Origin of the sequence: Acinetobacter sp. CS-2 (assembly GCF_016599715.1) — a bacterium.
Lineage (GTDB): Bacteria > Pseudomonadota > Gammaproteobacteria > Pseudomonadales > Moraxellaceae > Acinetobacter.
Genome location: NZ_CP067019.1, coordinates 2077781 through 2095588 on the forward strand (window position 1 = coordinate 2077781; position 17808 = coordinate 2095588).

Consider the following 17808-nt stretch of genomic DNA (forward strand, 5'->3'; position numbering starts at 1 on the left):
ATGCAACAACGTGTCATCGTCGGTATGTCTGGTGGTGTAGATTCATCTGTGTCTGCAGCACTTCTTCTTCAACAAGGTTATCAGGTTGAAGGTCTTTTCATGAAAAACTGGGAAGAAGATGACGGCACGGAATACTGTACGGCGATGGAAGACCTTGCCGATGCGCAAGCAGTGTGTGACAAAATTGGCATCAAACTGCATACCGCCAATTTTGCCATGGAATATTGGGATCGTGTGTTTGAGCACTTCCTGGCAGAATATGCGGCTGGTCGCACCCCAAACCCGGATATTTTATGTAATAAAGAAATCAAATTTCGTGCCTTTTTAGATCACGCCGTGAACTTGGGTGCAGACTTTATTGCCACAGGTCATTACTGCCGTCGTGGTGAAACCATGACCAACTCGCGTGGTGAAGAATATGCACCTTTATTACGCGGATTTGACCAAAACAAAGACCAGACTTATTTCCTGCATGCCGTACATGGCCGTGAAATTAACAAGACTTTGTTCCCTGTCGGTGAAATTGAAAAGCCACAAGTGCGTAAAATTGCTGAAGAACTGGGTCTGGCAACCGCCAAGAAAAAAGACTCCACCGGAATCTGCTTTATTGGTGAACGCCGTTTTAATGACTTTTTAAAACAATATCTTCCAGCCCAACCCGGAAAAATTTTACTGGATACCGGCAAAGAGGTTGGTGAACATCACGGCTTAATGTACTATACGCTCGGTCAACGTGGCGGTATCGGCTTAGGTGGTCTGAAAGGCGAAGCCGAAGGCGCCTGGTTTGTGCTTTATAAAGATATTGAAAACAATCGCCTTGTTATTGGTCAGGGTCATGAGCATCCACTAATGCAAAGTACTATACTTTGGAGTGAAGCGATTGACTGGGTCGCGGGTGAGCAGGATATTCCAGTAACAGGTTTCCGCTGTACGGCTAAAACCCGTTATCGCCAGCCGGATCAGGCTTGTGTCATTTATCAAGATGCCGATATGCCAAATGGCGTACGTGTTGAATTTGACGAACCGCAACGTGCGGTGACTCCAGGACAAAGTGTAGTGTTCTACGCAGATGAAGTTTGTTTAGGTGGCGGTGTGATTCATCATACCAATGCACCAAAACCTGATTTTATTTAAAAAGGAAGCGATAGGCATGGCTGAGTTACCCTTTCAACAGCCTCGGACTTTGAATGTACGTCAGAACCGTGCTTTGGCGTTGGCAGCTGTGTTCCAGTCGACACAGCTGACCCATATGACAGCCATGTCAGGACAACACAGTATTGGTGAAAATGGCAGCTTCTATTTAGAACAACTGATTAAAGCCAGCCTGAATATCCGTCCTACTTCCAATGAATCCTGTCAAACCCTAGACTTCTTTAATCAACTGGCCGATATTTCCCTTGGCTTAAAAACATTAGAAAGCAGCATTACCCAACCTTTTAATCCTTCTCCTAAATCACGTTTACCGAAATTTTCCAACGCCAAATTACCAATGAGTTATGCCATGGCGTTGTTACAGTTAGAGAAAAAAGTCTATAGCAATCCCAAGTTTGTTGAAATTATCGAACAATCACAACAAAAAATTCTAAAACAGCTGTCTTTTTTCGATAATAACTATTTACATCCCAGCATTATTGCCAACCTTGCCCAAACCTATATAGACACTGCGGGACAAATTAATCCCCGCATTATGGTCAAGGGTAATGCCGAAGCATTTAAAGATAGTGCCCATACCAACCGAATTCGCGCTTCCCTGTTTACTGGCCTGCAACTGGCGCACTTATGGCGTCAGTTAGGTGGCAGCTCATGGGGCATGATTTTTAGCAAGCGCAAGCTGCTCCAGGATATTCAAGATCTTGCCCGTTTACAGTATCAGGTGGTTTAACCTGATCATGAACGAATTTTTATTATTCGCTTTACGTTTAATTCCAAAGTTTAAGGAATCGCTATGAACGCTTTAACCGCACTTTCTCCATTAGATGGACGCTACGCTAGCAAATGTGATGCTTTGCGCCCTTTCCTCTCTGAGTTTGGTTTAATCCACGCTCGTGTGACTGTTGAAGTACGCTGGTTACAAGCGCTTGCAAACCGTCCTGAAATCACTGAAGTTCCTGCTTTCAGTGCAGAAACCAATGCTGCGCTTGATGCAATTGTTGCCAACTTCTCTGAAGAAAATGCCAACCGCATTAAAGAAATTGAACGTACCACAAACCATGACGTTAAAGCAGTTGAGTATTTCCTGAAAGAACAGATTGCTGATATCGAAGAATTGAAAAATGCCGGTGAATTCATTCACTTTGCCTGTACTTCTGAAGATATCAACAACTTGTCTCATGCGTTAATGCTTAAAAATGGTCGTGAAGTTTTAGTTGCTGCAATGCAACAAATTATCGATTCAATCGTTGCTTTGGCTGAAACTCATGCTGAACAACCAATGTTGTCTCGTACCCATGGTCAAACTGCAAGCCCGACCACTTTGGGTAAAGAAATGGCGAACGTGGCTTACCGTTTGGCACGTCAAATCAAGCAATTCAAACAAGTTGAATTATTGGGCAAAATCAATGGTGCTGTAGGTAACTACAACGCGCACTACTCTGCTTACCCTGAAATCAACTGGCCTGCTCATTCACAAGCATTTGTTGAATCTTTAGGTTTACAGTTTAACCCGTACACTACTCAAATCGAACCACATGACTACATGGCGGAACTTTTTGATGCGTTACGTCGTTTCAACACGATTTTGATCGACTTTAACCGTGACATATGGGGTTATATCTCGCTTGGTTTCTTCAAACAACGTTTGAAAGAAGGCGAAGTGGGTTCTTCAACCATGCCGCACAAAGTCAACCCGATCGACTTCGAAAACTCTGAAGGTAACCTGGGTATTGCCAATGCAGTTCTTGCACACTTGGGCGAAAAACTTCCAATCTCTCGCTGGCAACGTGACTTAACTGACTCTACTGTGCTTCGTAACATGGGGGTTGGTTTTGCGCAAAGCTTGATCGCATTCGAAGCTTGCTCTAAAGGTATTGGCAAACTTGAATTGAATGCACAGCGTATTCTGAAAGATCTTGACCATGCTCAAGAAGTGCTTGCTGAACCAATTCAAACGGTAATGCGTCGTTATGCAGTTGAAAAACCATACGAGAAATTAAAAGCCCTGACTCGTGGTCAGGCCATGACTCGCGACATGATGGTGAACTTCGTAAATGGTAACGAGCTGGAAGCCGTTCCTGCTGCTGACCGTGCCCGTCTGGCTGAAATGACTCCTGCAACTTATACAGGTAATGCTTCAACTCAAGCGAAACAGATTAAGGATTTAATTTCTAAAATTTAATTCGAAATAAATCTAAAAAGCGAAGCTTCGGCTTCGCTTTTTTATTAGAATAGAATCTGTTGATAATTCATCTATGTTTGTAACCACATAAGCCATTGATGAAATTTCAGCACTTCCTATAAAACTTTGCCAATACAAGAAATAATGATTGAACATCAATTGAATATCAAACACTGGGTTGCTCTTGCAGTACTCACTATTGCGGTAATCATCGCCAGTATCCATCCTTTAGAATTTGAAGCATATCTACTGCATCAAGCCGGTACCGTGTTTATGCTGGTGCTGCTATTGTTTACCCAAAAAAAAATTGGCATGAGTTTTTATAGTTTTGTGCTCTATCTCATTTTTTTACTGATCCATATTATCGGTGCACATTACCTCTATTCCTATGTTCCCTATAACGAATGGCTAATTCAGCTGTTCAATTTTGACCTTAATCAATCGATGGGCTGGTCACGCAATATGTATGACCGTCTGGTGCATCTTGCCTGTGGTGTACTGCTCTACCCAGTGTTACTACGGCTGTTTCATGTATGGCTGCCTGAGGCCAAACCCTTCACGCTATTTTTATTAGTCGTGCAATTTATCATGGCCACCAGCTTAATTTATGAATGGCTTGAATGGCTGATTGCCATTGGTTTATCACCGGAGGAAGCAGAAAATTATAATGGGCAACAGGGAGATATGTGGGATGCACATAAAGATATGCTGCTTGCAACAGTCGGCGCTGCAGGCTATGGCCTTCTTGATTTATGTTATAAAAGCTTAGCTAAAATACCGCAACCAGAAAGTGACCACACGTCCAAGGATAGCATTCAGGCAAACAGGGAACCATGAGTCAGCTTCAGCCTCCCCCAGCTCTACTTTGTCAGCCATTTTTCAAGCAGAATACTATTTACTCCCAATATACTGAAACCGGATCAGTAAATCCGTTGCAGAAGTGGTTCTACGCTAAAGCATAAAAAACCTGTGCTCATTTATTTTAATTTCCTCATAAGGGGGGATCAAATTGAATCGGATATTAAGCTACAGTCAGTCAAAAAAATTGCGCTCATCAGAGCGCAATTTTAAAATCAGCAAACAGCTTTCAATTAAAGTTTAGGGTCACGCATTTGTAGCAAATTTGCATTGGCTTTACTCAATGATTCCATCACTTTATTCATCACTACAGGGACTAGACCGTCAGCTATTTGCGCCGCTTGTAGACCCAGCTTTTCACCCAGTGTCGGTTTACGTCGAGTTTCAATCACAAAGACTTCATGTTGTGGCAATAAAGCAAGTAAATATTCATCTGAAGTTTGCAGCTTATCTACCAGATTCAATTCAAGCGCATCTTTTCCATACCAGTGCTCACCAGTTGCCACTTTTTCAACATTCAACTGCGGACGATACTTTTCAACAAAGTGCTTAAACAGCTCATGCGTCTGCTGTAACTCTTGTTCAAATTTGGCTTTACCTTCAGCGGTATTTTCACCAAACATGGTTACGGTACGTTTAAACTGACCTGCGGTATAAAGTTCAAAGTCGATGTGCTTTTCTTTCAGCAGACGGTTAAAGTTTGGTACCTGTGCAACCACACCAATGGAACCGACCACGGCAAATGGTGCAGATACAATTTCATTGGCAATACAGGCCATCATATAGCCACCACTGGCTGCGACTTTATCGACACAGATCGTCAGGTTAAAACCGGCATCGCGCAAACGCACCAGCTGGGCAGCTGCCAGACCATAGCCGTGCACCATACCGCCCGGGCTTTCCAGACGTACCACAACACGGTCACGCCCTGCTTTTGCAGTGGCTAAAATCAGGGTAATTTCTTCACGCAAGTTTTCTACGGCAGAGGCTGCTGTGTCACCTTTGAAGTCAAGCACATAAATTTTTTGATTATTCTTTTTACGTAAACGCACTTCTTTTGAAAGCTGTTGGGCAAGATGCAGTTGTTCCAATTTAGATGCAGTCGCTTGTGCAATTTTTTTTCGTTGTTCATTTACACGTGCGTTTAAATGGTTGATACGGATTTCAGCGGGTAATTTGGGGTTGTGAAATAACATAAAAAATCTATTCTCAGTTTAATTCGGTTTATATCTTTAGATTAGGTCAATTTCAGCATTTTTCAATAGTATTATTACGATTGCGTTTAGCTTGTTCACATCGAATCAACCCCCTATATTGTGTCATAATAGCTTTCACCGCGAATAAACGAACATACAGCCAAAACCATCCCGAATATAACACCCCTATAATGACCGCATTAATTGGCCACCACGTCTGAATAAAGAAATTACCACGTCTTGAATTTTCAAATGGTGTGATTAATGAATACATTAAAACAAACAATATAATCAAAAAAATGAGAAAGAAATACTCCCCAAAGCGTGTATGCAACAAGGGGAATTTACCTTCCTGTTGTGCTTTTTGATAACGATATAGTTTAACTTCAGCATTTGCTCTAATGTAGGTACGCCACTTTTGGCCAAACTCAGTATTATATTTTTGTCTTTTCAATAGAAAATAAAGGACAAAACCCATCGAACTCGACACAATCACAAAAATATCATAAAGCCATCGATGGTAATTTGTCATGCCGCGGCTTTGCGACGTTAGAAACAAGCCGTCATAATCAGGGATCAAAACTGCAATGACTATACTCAGCCCAACCATGAAAACAGCAAAATATTGATCTATATACACTGTGCCAAATAAGATTTGAAACACCTCTTTTAAGGCACGACGTGTGATTTTAGCGTGCTCTCGCTCTTCAAGTGTAGGCTGCATTCTTCTTTTATGGTTGGATTCTTAATCTGTTAATTATAACGAAAAAAGAGCCTTACGGCTCTTTTTAGATATGGTGTTCAGATTAACCGAAGCGACCGGTAATATACGCTTCAGTCAATTGGTGATCTGGCTGAGTAAAGACTTTTTCAGTCGAATTGACTTCAATCAAGTCACCCAAATGGAAATAGGCAGTACGGTCAGATACACGTGCAGCCTGTTGCATCGAGTGCGTTACAATCGCAATGGTATATTGGGTTGAAAGTTCTGAAATCAGTTCTTCAATTTTAGCCGTTGCAATCGGGTCCAGCGCTGAACATGGCTCATCCATCAGAATCACTTCCGGACTAACCGCAATAGTACGCGCAATACATAAACGCTGCTGCTGACCACCTGAAAGACCTGTACCCGGCTGGTTTAAACGGTCTTTGACTTCATTCCACAGCCCCGCTTTATGCAGGCTATTTTCCACAATTTCTTCCAGGTCGTATTTATCACGCGCCAAACCATGCAGTTTAGGACCATACGCCACGTTATCAAAAATTGATTTCGGGAATGGGTTCGGTTTCTGGAACACCATACCAACTTGTGCACGCAGTAAAACTACGTCCAGATTCGGGTCGTAGATATCCTGATTATCAAGCATCACCTTACCGGTCACGCGACAGGTATCAATGGTGTCGTTCATACGGTTTAAGGTACGCAGGAAAGTTGATTTACCACATCCCGATGGACCAATAAAGGCAATCACTTCATTTTCATAGATATTGATGTCAATACCTTTAATGGCTTCTGCTTCGCCATAGTAAACATGGACATCTGAAGTACTTATTTTAACATTCGATGTTTCATTTTCTTTTTTCGTTGAAGTATGAGTATCGAATTGAGAAACAAATGAAGTACCAGGATGTTTTTGATCGACTTCGGGAGCGATAAACTGTTTCTGTTCTGGATTCACGGATTCATCCTGTTCTAAGGAATTTGCTTGTGTCATAGCTGTTACAGTATTCATATATTGTCCTCACTTACCAGCGCACTTCAAGTTTCTTACGTAACCAGATGGCAAGGCTGTTCAAACCAACCATCAGCGCCAGTAAGACAATAATTGCGGCAGCAGTACGTCCTTCAAAGAAGTTACGTAATTCGTTACCCTGCCATAAGAAAATTTGTACCGGTAATGCAGTAGATTGATCGAGTGGTGTCGCTGGCACGCTTGCTACAAAAGCACTCATCCCAATCAGAAGTAAGGGTGCGGTTTCACCGAGGGCTTGTGCTACCCCAATAATGGCGCCGGTTAAAATACCAGGAAGCGCCAAAGGCAGCACGTGATGAAATACCGTTTGTACACGGGAAGCACCCAGGCCCAATGCCGCCTGACGAATGGATGGTGGTACTGCTTTCAGTGATGCACGTGTGGTAATAATCACGGTTGGCAAGGTCATCAGACTCAGTACCAGACCACCGACCAATGGTGCAGAAAGGGGTAAATGCATCCAGCCAATAAAAATGGCAGCGCCGAGCAAACCAAAGACTATCGAAGGAACCGCTGCCAAGTTATTGATATTCACTTCAACAACATCTGTAATCCAATTTTTAGGCGCAAATTCTTCAAGATAAATAGCTGATGCCACACCAATCGGAATCGAGATAAAAATCACGATCAGCATCATGAACACTGAGCCCATGAATGCACCTGCAAGACCAGAAGTTGCAGGTGAACTGCGTGAGTCCGGATTGGTAAAGATATTGGTATTAAAGCTATTCTCAATCACACCTTTGGCTTTTAAATCATCGGCAAGCTGGCGAATTTCAGGACTAAGCTGTTGCTGGTCATCAGGTAAACTGCGATCAATATTACCTGCTAACCATACATCGACATTGGCATCGGCCAGAATCTTGATCTCTTCTTTTTTGCCAATTAGCGTTGGATCAGCCATTACCATATCACGCAAGCGATAGGCCTCTGAACTGGTATACAAAGCGGATAAATCATCACGTTTTGAGGCAATTGAAGGATCTTTTGCAATCATGCCATTAACAATCAAGGCATCCCAATCCACCATGCCCATTTCGGTTTGCCAGGCAATGGTACGCTCCGCAAACTGGGCTGGAGATTCGCCATCCTTCTGCGTAGGTTTTGCACCCACCTGAATGATGGCAGGATCGAAATAGACCGGTACAGAGAGACTGCTTTGCCAGAATGCAGGTAAGCCTTTCGCTAAAATACTTCCGAATAAAAGCACCACAAAGAACAAACCTGTCACAACTGCAGAAAAGCCTAAAATACGGAATGTCTTTTCTTTACGATGACGTTTGGCTAAAGAACTGGCAATTCTCTGTTTACGTTTTTCGCGTAATTCAGCTGCAGCTTGTGGGTCAAAGCTTTGCCCCATAGAAGATGTATTTGATGTACTCATTCGTATTGCTCGCGATATTTACGCACGATATACAGTGCAACAATGTTTAAACCTAACGTAATGACAAACAGCGTTAGACCTAATGCAAATGCCACCAAAGCTTGCGGGCTGGCAAAGTCGGTATCGCCGGTTAACTGGTTCACAATGGTAATAGTAACTGTAGATACGGCTTCTAGCGGATTGACATGCAATAATGGACTATTCCCTGCTGCCAGAACCACAATCATGGTTTCACCAATCGCACGTGATGCGGCAAGTAGGAATGCGCCAATAATCCCCGGCAGTGCAGCAGGCAGAACCACCTGACGAATGGTTTCAGACTTGGTTGCACCCAGCCCTAAAGAACCATCGCGTAGTGCACGTGGCACCTGGGTAATAATGTCATCCGACAGTGAAGATACAAACGGAATAATCATGATGCCCATGACAAAACCGGCAGTTAAGGCACTGGTTGCATTAATGTGTAGTCCAATGCTTTCGCCAAGCAACTTGAAGAATGGGCCAATCACCATCAATGCAAACACGCCATAAACAATGGTTGGAATACCGGCTAAAACTTCAATGGCAGGTTTTGCCCAGGCACGAAAACTTGAAGGTGCATATTCAGCCAGATAGATAGCAATCATCAGTCCAACAGGAACCGCAACCAATAAGGCGATCCCGCTCACCATCAGGGTTCCCCAGATTAATGGCAACAGGCCATAACTGCCTTCTGCATTTCCAGAAGTACTAAATCCAGGGTTCCATTCCGTACCAAAAAAGAAATCGATCGGACTTACAAAATGGAAAAAGCGCATGGCTTCGCTAAACATCGAAAGTACAATTCCGATGGTGGTTAAGATGGCCACACCGGAACATAGAGCCAAGCCCCAATTAATGATTTTTTCAACCTGGTTACGGGCACGATATTGCTGGACAATGCGCTTTTTAGCCATCACCAGACCCGCCAAAGCGGCACAAATCACTAAAGCCAATTTAGCAAAAGAACTAATGGTTTCAATTTTTGCGAGTTGCTGTGCGGCTGCAATTTCATAGGCTGCGGCTTGATCACTCACACCAAAACCCGAAGCAATCGCTTTAACACGATCAATGAGCACTTCTATGCCGGCACGATCCAATGTCGCTGCAACATTTGCAGGGACATTATTTAACACCACATGGCGCAGAATGTTCGGTTCGACAATATTCCAAACCAGTAAAATTAAAAAAGCAGGGATACCACACCATAAAGCCACCAGTGCCCCGTAATAGCCAGGACGCGAGTGCAACTTTGCAGTGTTATTTCCCTTACCTGCTAGGTTACGGCTTTTTGATAACCCGATTTGATAGGCGATGGCAATTAATGCCAACAACACGCCCATAAGTAGCAGATTCATGTATTCTCCAGCATTTTTCAATTTTCATGCTTTGAAAAACTTGTCTATACAAAAAAGCCGAAGGTAGAAATTATTCTACCGTCAGCTCATTTATCCTAATTACTTAACCGCTTTACCGGCTTTCAAATTTGCAAGAACTTTGGCACGTTCTTTGTCTGACATAGAAATCAGACCAGCTTTTTCCAGTTTAGAGCCTTTACCTGAAACTTTCTTATTCAGGAAGTACTCAGAATACTGTTGTAAGCCTTTGATTGATTTAAGGTGCTCACCTTTTACGTAGAAGTACAATGGACGTGATACCGGGTAAGAACCATTTAGAATAGTTTTCTCTGATGGGGTCACATTGTTCACTGTAGCTACACGTAATTTGTCACGGTTTTGGTCATAGAAACCTAAACCAAACACACCTACTGCACTTGGAGAAGTTTTTAAACGTGCAAGTGTTTCAGTATAATCGCCAGAAATTTCAATGACTTTTCCGTCTTTACGGAAATTTGAACATGCTTTCTTCTGAGCATCTTTGTCTAAGTTTTTGAAGTATGCGTAAGATTCACAACCTGCTTCAACCATTTTTTCCTGGAACACTTCACGTGTACCATGGTTAGAAGCTGGAATTACCAATGTAATTGGTTCATTTGGAAGTGCTTTGTCAATTTGATTCCAGCGTGTATACGGGTTTGGAACCAATTTGCCTTGTGAAGGCAACTGTGCAGCCAGTGCAGCAAATACATGTTGTGGACGTAATTTATAAGCTGCTTTCTTTGAGTTAGATGCGAATACAATACCGTCATAACCTACTTTAACTTCGATTACTTGGTTTACGCCAGCTTTTTTACATGCAGCCAATTCAGTATCTTTGATTTTACGAGATGCATTGGCGATGTCGATGGTATTGTCACCTACACCCTGACAGAATTGTTTTAAACCGCCAGATGTACCACCAGAACCAACAACCGGTGCTTTAAATTGCGGGAAAGTATTACCAAATTCTTCTGCTACAATACTTGCATATGGCAAAACAGTTGAAGAACCAGCAATCTGGATGGTGTCACGAGCTGCATTTGCGGTTGTTGCTACAGCTGCCCCTGAAAGTGCTAAAGCAAGTGCGATGTGGTTTAAGCGCATTCTTTTCTCTCTTCAATAGATGCAATTTTGAAGTACGCTACTTTTTATAAAGTTTTGTACTTATTTCGATGATTGCATTTTGATTTTAGAATATGACAATCAAGTTACAGCTTTGTGACGCTTTTATGATAATTCATTTCTTTTGTAGGATTTTTAAAAATATCTTTTAAATTCAATAACTAAAAACCAATCAAAAATATTATTCAAACATTGTTTTTGAGTACGAATTTGTAATATTTCTTAAATCTGTCATTTTCTCATGCCTTCTGTTTCTACTTGCAGGGTGTTTATTCTATGTACAGACCATAAAAATGTTCTGTTTCTGGATTTCTTTTCTATCTGTATCAGGCTTTCACTTTCCCCTCTCAAAGTTACACTACTCTAATTTTTACCACCACTTGTCCAAATCTCTGAAATTCATACAACATGATTTTGTCATATAGTCAAAAATAAATAATGACAGTGATATGACCATACACAGTAAAACAATTAAAAATTTTAATCATGATTGATCCGCTCACATGGTCTTTAAAGAACATGACTGCAACTTGCTTGCAGAATACTGGTCTGTAAAAGGTTTTTGTCTGTAATTTACAGCTTGAATTTAAAGCAAAACTTTTCAACCACATCTCTTCCAATCAGATCAATATTGATACCTCATAAATCAAATGAGGTTGTACAATCTTAAACACAAAAAAAAGGAGACCGTATGGTCTCCTCCTTTCACACAGACAATCAATTAATCAATTGCCGGTGTATATGTACCGTCCGCGATTGGACCTTTGATACGATCAGCCTCTGCAAGCACAAGGCCAAGCAGGTTCTTCACGTTATCTAAAGTCGCAACTGGACTAAGTGTAGTCATCTTCAAGGATTGAACATCACCCACTTTAGTCACACCAATATTCGCTTCACCACGGGCAAACAGTTCATCCGCAACGTTCTGGTTCAATGTATCTAACAATTCAGCAGGATAGCCTGCTGGCACTACACGGAACAATACAGAAGCAAATTGCGGTTCAACCAGAAGCTCTAGACCATCAGTCGCTTTAATATAATCAGCAACATCACGGGTCAGTTTCACGCCATGATCGATCATAGAACCATAAAGCTCTTCACCCAATGCTTCAACCGTCATCCACAATTTCAACGCATCAAAGCGACGAGTCGTTTGCAATGACTTGGACACCAGGTTCGGCACGCCATGTTCTTCATCATAAGCAGAGTTCAAGTACTCAGCCTCATAATGCATGAAACGGTAGTTGGCTTCGTCTTTTAACAAGAACGCGCCACACGAAATGGTCTGGAAATAATGCTTATGGAAATCGAGTGTCACGGAATCAGACAACTCAATACCATCGAGCATAGAACGATAGTCATTAGACAGAATCAGTGCACCACCCCAAGCTGCATCAATGTGCATCCACGCGCCATATTTGTTAGTGATTTCACGAATCTGTTTTAATGGATCAATCGCACCGGCATCAGTCGTACCTGCAGTTGCAACTACGCAAGCCACAATCTTGCCTTCAGCCTGAAGATGCGCCATGGTTTTTTCCAGTGCATCTACATCCATCTGTGCATTTTCATTTACAGGAACAGTGACTACAGACTGGAAGCCCATGCCCATCATCGCCATATTCTTTTGCACAGAGAAGTGTGCATTTTCAGAACAGATGACCTTGACATTACGCATCGCATCAGCAGGAATACCATCGCGCTGAACTGACCACGGATTGCCGTTTTCGTCTTTCCAGTTTTTCGCGATGCAGGCATCACGCGCAAGCAGTACACCCATCAGGTTCGACTGGGTACCGCCAGAGGTGAATACACCTGCCTGACCTGAACCATAGCCGACTTTTTGACGCAGCCAGTCAATCAACTGCACTTCCATCAATGAACCGGCCGGGCTTTGATCCCATGAGTCCATAGACTGGTTGGTTGCATTAATCAATACTTCTGCAATCTGGCTTGCCACCATGGTCGGGCAATGCAAATGTGCTAACGAGTGCGGATGATGAACTTTCAGGCTTTTATTTAAGAAAAGCTCAACCATACGTTCAAGAGATTTGTGTAGCCCCATGCCTTCTTTTGAAGGATGAAATGCAATCGCACTGCGTAGCTCTTTAATGCTGCCGCCAGTGTACATTTTGTCGTTTTGCAACCATGCAGAAACGGCTTTTACCGCTTCGTCCATTGCTGACTGATAGTCAGCAATAGAACCTGCATCATTGCAGAATAACGCTTTACGGTGTTCTGCAAAATCTACCATGCCTTATGCACCTCGAACAGCAACAAGCGCTTCAGCAATTGCTTTCTTAAAGCGGGCAATCACTTCAACACATTCCTCTTGGGTGATGATAAGCGGGCAAAGTAAACGAATCACAGTACCGTTACGACCACCTTTTTCTAACAACAGTTTGTTATCGAAACATGCAGCCTGGATTGCAGCAGCCAATTGAGAATCACCAGGGAATGAACCCATATGATCTGCTTTTTGGCGTTCGTCAACGATTTCAATACCGATCATCAAACCACGGCCACGTACGTTACCGAGACATGGGAATTCCACTGCTAATTTTTTCAATTCAGCTTGTAAGAAATCGCCACGTTCTTGCGCATTTTGTGCAAGATTTTGTTCTTTGATGGTTTTGATAGTCGCAAGACCTGTACCCATCGCCAACTGGTTACCACGGAAAGTACCGGTGTGACCTGCTGGCTGCCAAGCATCAAACTTGCGTTTAATACCCAGTACTGCAAGTGGCAAGCTACCACCTACAGCTTTAGACATCACCACTACGTCAGGTTCAATACCCGCATGTTCAAAGGCAAACATTTTGCCTGAACGTCCAAAGCCTGCTTGAACTTCATCAAGAATCAACACGATATTGTGTTTTTCAGTCACTTCACGGATTTTCTTCAACCATTTAACCGGTGCAGTCACCACACCGCCTTCACCTTGAATCGCTTCAAGAATCACAGCTGCTGGCTTGGTTACACCGCTTTCTACATCTTCAATGAAGTTTTCGAAATAATAAGTCAAGGCATCAACACCCGCTTCACCGCCAATGCCTAATGGGCAACGGTATTCATGCGGATATGGCATAAACTGTACGCCTGGCATCAAGCCATTGACTGCATTCTTCGCAGACAGGTTACCTGTCATTGCCAAAGAACCGTGTGTCATACCGTGATAGCCACCTGAGAAGCTGATCACTGAGCTACGACCGGTATAAGTTTTTGCTAATTTAATTGCTGCTTCTGTACCGTCTGCACCAGACGGACCACAGAACTGTAGGCAATACTCTTCCTTCCCACCAGGGAGTTGTTCGAGTAATGCTTCAGTAAATGCATCTTTTAAAGGTGTCGTTAAATCTAAAGTATGTAATGGAAGACCGCTTGCAAGCGTATCTTGGATACTTTGAATTACCGCAGGATGATTATGGCCTAAAGCCAATGTTCCTGCCCCAGCTAAACAATCGAGGTACTCTGTACCTTCAACATCAGTAACCCAACAACCTAAGGCTTTTGCTATCGCTAACGGCAATTTACGTGGATAGCTACGAACATTGGATTCCATCTGGCTTTGGCGAGTCAAATAGTATTCGTTAGTAGACTTAGTGGCAGGATTTACAGAAGAAACGCTCATATCGAATTACCATCTCTGATATGGGTTGAAAGAAATAAGTCGGGTGACTTGTGGTCCTTTGACTCGGTGCTTTATAGAATCTAGTTTGACGACTTGATTTATACATCATAACTAAACGGCGGATGATACAGAATTTTTCAATAAAATAAACAAGTTTTATGACTTTATCTGCCCAAAACCGATCAAAAAAATATATCAAGCCAATTCTTAGATTGAATTATCATCTTACAGTGTGACAGACTAAAGAAAACCTTATTTTTATACTTTTTTTATGCAACAGATTAAATGAACGTAACCGTTCAAGTTAAATCAAGTTAAGTAATTAATTTTTAAATATTTTATTTGCAAGCCATTTTTTATAAGATTGATCAAACCATTTACAATCTTGACACAAAGTCTACAAAAAATCCTCATGAAGTAGCGATACCATGTTTATTAAAGGCTGAACTTTTCTTTACAAAAAATAGGTAAAAATAATGCGATATTTAACTCTCTCTTCTCTGGTACTTACTAGCCTACTTTCAACAGCTACCTTTGCGCAGCCAACAGAGCAGCTGAATTATAATTTAGTCAATGTCCAGGCTGAAGCCACTCGCCAGATTTCCAATGATGAAATGTATGCGGTTTTATATATTGAAAGAAGCAAGAAGCAGCCAGCTGAACTTTCAGCCCTCATTACACAACTCATGAACCAGGCCATAGCAGCGTCGAAAAAATACCCGCAAGTGAAAGTTGAAACGGGTACACAGAGCACTTATCCGGTGTATGACAATGACAGCCAGAAATTGAAAGAATGGCGTGGCCGAGCTGAAATTCGCCTAAAAAGTACCGATTTTAAAGCCGTCAGCCAGTTAATCAGCGAATTACAACAAAACTTCCAAACCCAGTCGATCAACTTTACCGTTTCCGATGCACAACGTAAAAAAGTGGAAAATGAATTGATGGTGGAAGCATCGAAAAACTTTCAGCAACGCGCACAAATGTTGACTTCGGCATGGAATAAATCAGGCTATCAATTGGTTAACCTCAACCTGAATACCAATAACTATTACCCTCAACCGGTAATGATGCGTGCCAATATGGCGAAATTTGCAGGTGCTGAGGCCGCTGATGCACAAAATGTTGAGGCCGGTGAATCAAAAATTACCGTTAATGCCAATGGTTCAATTCAGTTTAAATAATTAAATAGACTTCTTTCATAAATCACTTTTCAATTACCACAAGTCGTTCTTAAAGCCAAAATCAAAAATAGGCTTTAGCAAATATTGGAGTCATGAGTGTGGCATGGATGCCACACGTTTCCCATCACGACAAGGATGTCGTGTATGGGAAACAAAAGGTTTTTGTCTACTTTTGACCTTTCAAAAGTAGAGCTAATGCCTACGCAAAGGTATAAATATTTAGACAATTAAATGAGGCAATGCTGATTTTAAAAATCAAATATTGAATATTTTTGGCTTATGCAAGTTCTCTAATGAGGATTTAAATAAAAACCGTGTAAATACACGGTTTTTTAATGAACTAAAGAGGCGATTTACAACAATATAATGACAATTTTTTTAAGAGTTTCAGTCTATTTTCTTGTAAAATATATAACATTCCTCTGCTTTCATCCCTTCCGACTCTTGCATGTCCATCAAAGTTTAAATCTTGATTTGCTTAGCATTCTTAACGTGCCTGAACACGTGTCTCCTGTGATGATACATATTGAAAAGCTAATTTCATACATTCAGGAAAAGCTTTCAATTTTGGATGATGTGAATATTGCATACAGAAGTGTTCGCCAAATTAGTGGATTTTTATTATATTCATTAAGCAGATCATTTTGTTTGATCTCAAACACATAGCATCAGCATCATAAAATAAACAGGCTATTTCAATATGGCCAGTATATTGGGGTTAAACGTGAATCAAGCGATCCTAGATGACAAATTCTTATCGAATCATCTTTTATATAAGCTATTAGAACAGGCCACTGACGAAGAAAAATTACAACTCACCCGAATTGTCATGAACGATCGTGATAAAGCTCCTTATTCTTATACTCACCCCCTGCATGTCGATAAACTTTTTGATGAAATCACCTGCTCGGGTGGTAACTCCTTTGCAAATGTCTGTCGAGGTCAAGGCAATAGTTATCTTGATATGCTGGATGATGTCGCCAAGACCATTTTAAAGAAAAAGCCTTTTACCCGTTATGAGCAAATAGAGCACTACGATAAATCAGAGTGCTATGATGACCATATTCAAGAATTCGCACTTCAGATTTATTTAAAAAAAATAATATCAAGTTTAGCAATGACATAGAAGGATTCCGAGAAAAAATCCAGACCAAAACAGAGCTTAGAAAAACCCCTGAAAAATATCAAACCTATTTACCTCAGGTAAAACGCACATTAGAAATCTTCCTAAACAAACATGCTAGAACCATTGAAGAGCAGATTGTGTATAAGCTACTTGATATCAGCTATAGCAAGATGAGCGATATAGAAAAACAGCAGTTTGATCAGGCTGTTCAGAACATTGCCCTAGAAAAAGGTTTAACAAATAAAAAATTAGCGCGTGGTGTTGCAGGTCTCATTGTTTTGGGTGAAATAGGCGGATTTACTACCTATATGCTGATGAGCATTTTTCTCTCCAAGATTGGTTTAGGTGTGTTCGGATTTGGAGTCTTTACCGGTGCATCGACCTTATTAGGTATTGTGCTTGGCCCAGTCGGGTGGGCAGCGATTGCAACATGGGTGTTATGGGGGTTTACTTCACCCAATAAAACAAAAATATCCAAAATTGTCGCGACGATTGCCCTGATTCGTTTACGTTTACATGATGAAGAAACAGAACGGCGAGCTGCCAAAAAAGCACAAGCAGCTTTGGCTAAAATAGGGACAGCTAAATTATGGGCAGCCTTGAGTAACGAATCTAAATCATCTAACCTATTGGCATCTAAGCTAGACATAGCAACAGCAGTACCTAAACGTTCAAGTATAATGAACAAAAGTGCTCTTACATTTTTACGTCCACAAAATCCGCAACAAGCGTATTTAGATATTCATCGCAAGAAAAAAAGAATCGCTATTGAAATCGCTACTTCTAATTCATAAAAAATCCCGCTTTAAAGCGGGATTTTTTTGA

At 41.6% G+C, this 17808-nt stretch carries 15 protein-coding genes; 7 read left to right on the forward strand and 8 right to left on the reverse strand.

Annotated features, from left to right (window positions below; translation table 11 throughout):
* From mnmA to JFY49_RS10300, 4 genes are all read left to right on the forward strand, one after another.
* The gene (gene mnmA / locus JFY49_RS10285) at window positions 1-1134 is read left to right on the forward strand and encodes a tRNA 2-thiouridine(34) synthase MnmA (RefSeq protein WP_200224858.1); all 1134 of its coding nucleotides are present in this window, start codon (window positions 1-3) and stop codon (window positions 1132-1134) included.
* Window positions 1135-1150: 16 nt separating this feature from the next.
* Window positions 1151-1882 carry a high frequency lysogenization protein HflD gene (gene hflD, locus JFY49_RS10290; RefSeq protein WP_086195683.1) on the forward strand — a complete coding sequence of 244 codons (732 nt, stop codon included), beginning with the start codon at window positions 1151-1153 and terminating at the stop codon, window positions 1880-1882.
* Window positions 1883-1945: 63 nt separating this feature from the next.
* Entirely contained in the window at window positions 1946-3334 is a 1389-nt protein-coding gene (gene purB / locus JFY49_RS10295) for an adenylosuccinate lyase (RefSeq protein WP_200222735.1), read from the forward strand.
* Between the two features lie 144 nt (window positions 3335-3478).
* Window positions 3479-4171 (forward strand): DUF2238 domain-containing protein, encoded by a 693-nt coding sequence (locus JFY49_RS10300; protein WP_166167003.1) that lies wholly within the window; start codon window positions 3479-3481, stop codon window positions 4169-4171.
* A gap of 254 nt (window positions 4172-4425) precedes the next feature.
* Here the strand turns inward: JFY49_RS10300 and sohB are convergent, their stop codons facing one another.
* The 8 genes from sohB to JFY49_RS10340 form a co-directional block, all read right to left on the reverse strand.
* Entirely contained in the window at window positions 4426-5388 is a 963-nt protein-coding gene (gene sohB / locus JFY49_RS10305) for a protease SohB (RefSeq protein WP_180176822.1), read from the reverse strand.
* Between the two features lie 52 nt (window positions 5389-5440).
* Complete coding sequence (locus tag JFY49_RS10310) at window positions 5441-6112, reverse strand: hypothetical protein (RefSeq protein ID WP_200222743.1); 672 nt, start codon at window positions 6110-6112, stop codon at window positions 5441-5443.
* A gap of 82 nt (window positions 6113-6194) precedes the next feature.
* The gene (gene pstB / locus JFY49_RS10315) at window positions 6195-7121 is read right to left on the reverse strand and encodes a phosphate ABC transporter ATP-binding protein PstB (protein WP_086196108.1); all 927 of its coding nucleotides are present in this window, start codon (window positions 7119-7121) and stop codon (window positions 6195-6197) included.
* A 13-nt stretch (window positions 7122-7134) separates the two neighbouring features.
* On the reverse strand, window positions 7135-8526 hold the full coding sequence (pstA, locus tag JFY49_RS10320) for a phosphate ABC transporter permease PstA (protein ID WP_086196109.1): 1392 nt from the start codon (window positions 8524-8526) through the stop codon (window positions 7135-7137).
* Window positions 8523-9902 (reverse strand): phosphate ABC transporter permease subunit PstC, encoded by a 1380-nt coding sequence (gene pstC, locus JFY49_RS10325; RefSeq protein ID WP_200222745.1) that lies wholly within the window; start codon window positions 9900-9902, stop codon window positions 8523-8525. Before pstC ends, pstA begins: the two co-directional genes overlap by 4 nt.
* A 99-nt stretch (window positions 9903-10001) precedes the next feature.
* Window positions 10002-11027, reverse strand: a complete 1026-nt coding sequence (locus JFY49_RS10330) for a substrate-binding domain-containing protein (protein WP_166167009.1) — start codon at window positions 11025-11027, stop codon at window positions 10002-10004.
* Between the two features lie 739 nt (window positions 11028-11766).
* Window positions 11767-13299 (reverse strand): pyridoxal phosphate-dependent decarboxylase family protein, encoded by a 1533-nt coding sequence (locus JFY49_RS10335; RefSeq protein ID WP_180082494.1) that lies wholly within the window; start codon window positions 13297-13299, stop codon window positions 11767-11769.
* A gap of 3 nt (window positions 13300-13302) precedes the next feature.
* Entirely contained in the window at window positions 13303-14676 is a 1374-nt protein-coding gene (locus JFY49_RS10340; RefSeq protein ID WP_180044296.1) for a diaminobutyrate--2-oxoglutarate transaminase, read from the reverse strand.
* Between the two features lie 476 nt (window positions 14677-15152).
* Here JFY49_RS10340 and JFY49_RS10345 point away from each other — a divergent pair, with 476 nt between their 5' ends.
* From JFY49_RS10345 to JFY49_RS10355, 3 genes are all read left to right on the forward strand, one after another.
* Window positions 15153-15857, forward strand: a complete 705-nt coding sequence (locus tag JFY49_RS10345; protein WP_166167018.1) for an SIMPL domain-containing protein — start codon at window positions 15153-15155, stop codon at window positions 15855-15857.
* Between the two features lie 724 nt (window positions 15858-16581).
* Window positions 16582-16983 carry a hypothetical protein gene (locus JFY49_RS10350; RefSeq protein WP_180044298.1) on the forward strand — a complete coding sequence of 134 codons (402 nt, stop codon included), beginning with the start codon at window positions 16582-16584 and terminating at the stop codon, window positions 16981-16983.
* Window positions 16984-17120: 137 nt separating this feature from the next.
* Entirely contained in the window at window positions 17121-17777 is a 657-nt protein-coding gene (locus tag JFY49_RS10355) for a hypothetical protein (RefSeq protein WP_200222747.1), read from the forward strand.
* The last annotated feature ends 31 nt before the right edge of the window (window positions 17778-17808 follow it).

Bases quoted from the DNA above. Each gene is read 5' to 3' on its own strand.
- JFY49_RS10340 (WP_180044296.1), bottom strand. From the start codon at position 14,676: ATGAGCGTTTCTTCTGTAAATCCTGCCACTAAGTCTACTAACGAATAC.
- JFY49_RS10330 (WP_166167009.1), bottom strand. From the start codon at position 11,027: ATGCGCTTAAACCACATCGCACTTGCTTTAGCACTTTCAGGGGCAGCT.
- JFY49_RS10300 (WP_166167003.1), top strand. From the start codon at position 3,479: ATGATTGAACATCAATTGAATATCAAACACTGGGTTGCTCTTGCAGTA.
- pstA (WP_086196109.1), bottom strand. From the start codon at position 8,526: ATGAGTACATCAAATACATCTTCTATGGGGCAAAGCTTTGACCCACAA.
- JFY49_RS10335 (WP_180082494.1), bottom strand. From the start codon at position 13,299: ATGGTAGATTTTGCAGAACACCGTAAAGCGTTATTCTGCAATGATGCA.
- mnmA (WP_200224858.1), top strand. From the start codon at position 1: ATGCAACAACGTGTCATCGTCGGTATGTCTGGTGGTGTAGATTCATCT.
- sohB (WP_180176822.1), bottom strand. From the start codon at position 5,388: ATGTTATTTCACAACCCCAAATTACCCGCTGAAATCCGTATCAACCAT.
- purB (WP_200222735.1), top strand. From the start codon at position 1,946: ATGAACGCTTTAACCGCACTTTCTCCATTAGATGGACGCTACGCTAGC.
- pstC (WP_200222745.1), bottom strand. From the start codon at position 9,902: ATGAATCTGCTACTTATGGGCGTGTTGTTGGCATTAATTGCCATCGCC.
- JFY49_RS10310 (WP_200222743.1), bottom strand. From the start codon at position 6,112: ATGCAGCCTACACTTGAAGAGCGAGAGCACGCTAAAATCACACGTCGT.
- pstB (WP_086196108.1), bottom strand. From the start codon at position 7,121: ATGAATACTGTAACAGCTATGACACAAGCAAATTCCTTAGAACAGGAT.
- JFY49_RS10345 (WP_166167018.1), top strand. From the start codon at position 15,153: ATGCGATATTTAACTCTCTCTTCTCTGGTACTTACTAGCCTACTTTCA.
- hflD (WP_086195683.1), top strand. From the start codon at position 1,151: ATGGCTGAGTTACCCTTTCAACAGCCTCGGACTTTGAATGTACGTCAG.